The 3,195-nt window shown below is 57.1% G+C and carries 4 protein-coding genes; 3 read left to right on the top strand and 1 reads right to left on the bottom strand.

From position 1 onward, the window contains the following. Both KBI52_RS01945 and KBI52_RS01940 read left to right on the top strand, forming a co-directional pair. A partial coding sequence (locus tag KBI52_RS01945; protein WP_210804969.1) for a hypothetical protein occupies positions 1-234 on the top strand: 234 nt, incomplete at its 5' end. Positions 235-403: 169 nt separating this feature from the next. Then, positions 404-652: a WGR domain-containing protein gene (locus KBI52_RS01940; protein WP_210804967.1), complete on the top strand. Its 249-nt coding sequence runs from the start codon at positions 404-406 to the stop codon at positions 650-652. 776 nt (positions 653-1,428) lie between these two features. Here KBI52_RS01940 and KBI52_RS01935 read toward each other — a convergent pair. Next, positions 1,429-1,704 carry a hypothetical protein gene (locus KBI52_RS01935; RefSeq protein ID WP_371823098.1) on the bottom strand — a complete coding sequence of 92 codons (276 nt, stop codon included), beginning with the start codon at positions 1,702-1,704 and terminating at the stop codon, positions 1,429-1,431. 511 nt (positions 1,705-2,215) lie between these two features. On the opposite strand from KBI52_RS01935, the gene repC reads away from it, so the two are divergent. Further along, positions 2,216-3,195: plasmid replication protein RepC (repC, locus tag KBI52_RS01930; RefSeq protein ID WP_210804965.1), on the top strand; the 980-nt coding region annotated here is incomplete at its 3' end.

The raw sequence follows: 3,195 nt of genomic DNA, 5'->3' as shown, positions 1-3,195 counted from the left end.
GTCGTGGGCGGGCTCGTCCTCTACGTGATCTTCGAGCGGTATCTGAAAAAGGCTCTGCATCGGACGCATGACCAGCGCAAAGCCATCGAGATTGGCACACTGGTAGCCACGATTGCTGCCGTGGTGCTGGCAGCGGGAAGCCTGGCCTACACGCTGACCGCGATCGACGCCCTTGAGGAACGTGTCATGGCACTCGAGAAGGCGACGCAAAGTCTCCCTCAGGGAAGACAATAGCTGACGCTGTCAGGGTAAGGGAGAAGCAAAGTCCAGGCGAGCGTGAAAGCCTGTAAGTCGATACGCTGGCAGTTCGAAGGCAGGGGGCATCACTGTTGTGAATCATTGCGTCTTAACTGATTCAGGACTTTGATTGGACCTCAACACATGGCTTGCGCAGTATGGAGGCATGTCCCACACGATCCAGTACCTGGTCCTCGACAGGCTCGATCCGAGTTGCAATATGGCCCGCTACTATGTGCTGTCGATCGAACCCAGCCTGTTCGGTGATGCGACACTGATCCGCGAGTGGGGCCGCATCGGTCAGCCAGGGCAGAGGAGGATCGAACTCTACGAAAACCAATCACGTGCGGTGGAAGCCCTCGAAACTTGGCTCCAGCGAAAGCGTCGCCGCGGCTATCTGCCGAGAGGCGGGTAGAGTAGGGAAGCCTGGAGTGGCCTCAGCGTAGGATCTTGAGCAGCTCTTCGACAGCTTCAGTTTCCTAGAGACTGCCTCTCTCGTACTGGCGCAGCACGTCCCTGATCTGAGCGCGCTTTGAACGTGAGCTGCCAGCCTGCTCATCATGGGCGGCTGCTTGCCTTTGGACCACAGTCGGCAATGCAGGCTTGCGGAAGTAGGTCTGAGCTTTTTGCAGCAGTCTCATGTTCAGCATTCGTCGTAGATGACTCTGATGATCGATAGGGGACCTCTCGAGGCCAGTCCGTCGACTTCTATCCTTAGCAACCTACAGGATTGATGAAGACAGACTTTGGTAGAAGGATGAGGAGCGAGTAAGTCGCACTTCGGCCACTGGCTTGGTGTGAGCAGAGCTTTGGCAGTGCTCGAGCCGACAGGATCGGAGGGAGGATGACACCGGATGGACGAGAGTTTCTCGCCGACCATTTTCCTTTATGGCATGTGCTGGCTGTGGGAAAGGCCTTCACGCTGACGATCTGGCGGACCCTTCCGAAGCCCAGGCCCGGGCTAAGGCAAGAGATGCTGCAGGCCTGGCAGAACCGCATGCTCCGGAAACAGGCTGTAGCGAGCCCAGTCCGGCATCCTCGAAGCGTAGAAACGGCGCACGAGCCCTCGAAACATGGCGAGGCGGCTAAGGGGGAGCCACACGCCATAATGCCAGCTCCGGAACAGGGTTCAGCAACACACCCGGGGTCCAACCCAGCTCCTGAGAAGTAGCTTTAGAGGTTCCAGGCAGTTCAAGCCACCTCGGGCTGATTGAATCTTGCGCCTTCGGCCACGATCTCGAGCATAGCATCGGGCAGCGGCCGCTGCAGTTTGAGCGCCACTTCCGCCGGCGCGGTGAGCCAGATCTCGTACTCCTCAGGCGTCGTGAGGATCACCGGCATCGCCTTAGGGTGGATCGACCCGACGATGCCGTTCAGCTCCGAGGTGAGGAACGAGTGGAGCAGGTGCTCGCCCTCAACCGGCTCGACCTTTGGGCCGCGAGCAAGGCTTGTTGAGCGGACCCTCAATTCATTGCAGTTTAATCAGGCTTGAAACCACCTTCACTAATGACGTCGTGCGGCCATCGCGGCTCACATAGGTTGGCAACTATATGGCGTCTTCAGGAGGTAATTATAAGTATGTTGAGATCGATCTCGGCCGATATTAAATAGCAACTATCAAGTACACCGTTTAGCAAGCTTTCACTCGCAGAGCGCGCTTAGAATCGATCAATTATACAGTAACAGAACTTGTCAATATTTTTTAAATTAGTTGACTAAAATATATTATGTAATATGATAACTAATTTACTTTGCGGAAGACCAAGCCTGTGCGATGCTGCGCGTACTTGATTGGAGTGAATTAAGAAGCAAAGCAAAAAGCCCAAGGAACTGGTAATCCCTTGGGCTATGGATCTCTCACCGCTGGTACGGTAAAAGGCAGTTAGACACCTCCTTTATGCCATCCCAGCGAATCGGCTGTCAAGAAAAACACTGGCTCCGGTGAACGATCCCGCTTTGCCCTGAATAGGAGGGTAAGGTGCAAATTGCATCGCCAGGAGGTCGGCGGCTAGATCATGCTGCCTTGGCCGCGAAGAAGCTCGCCCTGGAGACGGGCCGCACGGTTACACGAAAGGAACTCTCAGCAGCCGCCATGGATGCGGAGCGGGCACTCGACCTGCGCGCTGCGCAGCGCCAGGTGCTGTCTGCACTCGCCGCTTGCTGGGGCGAGCAGGAATGGGAGCGGCTGCTGGTCTGGCCCTCCAATGACTACCTGATGAGCCGCACCGGCCTGACCGAGCGGGCGATCCGGCGAATCATCGAAGAGCTTAACAAGCTCGGTCTCGTGATCCCGAAGGATTCCGCGAACAAGAAGCGCTTCGCAATCCGGGATATGGCCGGTGAGATCATCGATGCCTACGGCTTCGATCTCACGCCCATCTACGTGCGCCGGGGGGAGTGGGCCGCAATCCTGGCCGAGCAGAAGGTCATGCGCGAGATCCGCAAGCGGACTTACGATGAAGTCACTGTGGCTCGAAGAGCCACAGAGGAGACTCTCAACGCTCTGGCGTCCCATTTCCCTGAACACCGCGACCGCTCAGATATCAAAGACCAGTACAGTAAGCTTCTGAGCCGCACGCCAAAACGCTCGACGGCGGAACTGCCAGTAGGCCTGTTGCAGGATTGGCAAGATCTGAGGATCCTTGCCGAAGAAACCTATTATCAGGCCGGCGATGCCGGTCCCAAGGACCACCACAAAGAAACAAACTACGAATTCCCTAGCGAAGCTTGTTACAAGCGCTCTCCGAAGAAAGCAGAGGCGGCTCCGCCAAACGAAGGCTCGGTCCAGCACCTACAACCGACGTTGATCATCGAGGCTTGTCCGACGATCAGCGACTTTGGTCGGCCGATCCGGGATACCACCGACATCGTGGCGGCTGGACGATACCTTCGCGCCTCTCTAGGGGCGCATGAGAGCGCCTGGGCCGAGGCCGTGGAGGAGATCGGCACCGTCAGGGC

This window comes from Microvirga sp. HBU67558 (assembly GCF_018069605.1).
In the GTDB taxonomy this organism is placed as follows: domain Bacteria; phylum Pseudomonadota; class Alphaproteobacteria; order Rhizobiales; family Beijerinckiaceae; genus Microvirga; species Microvirga terrae.
This window is presented reverse-complemented; position numbering and strand designations above follow the sequence as displayed.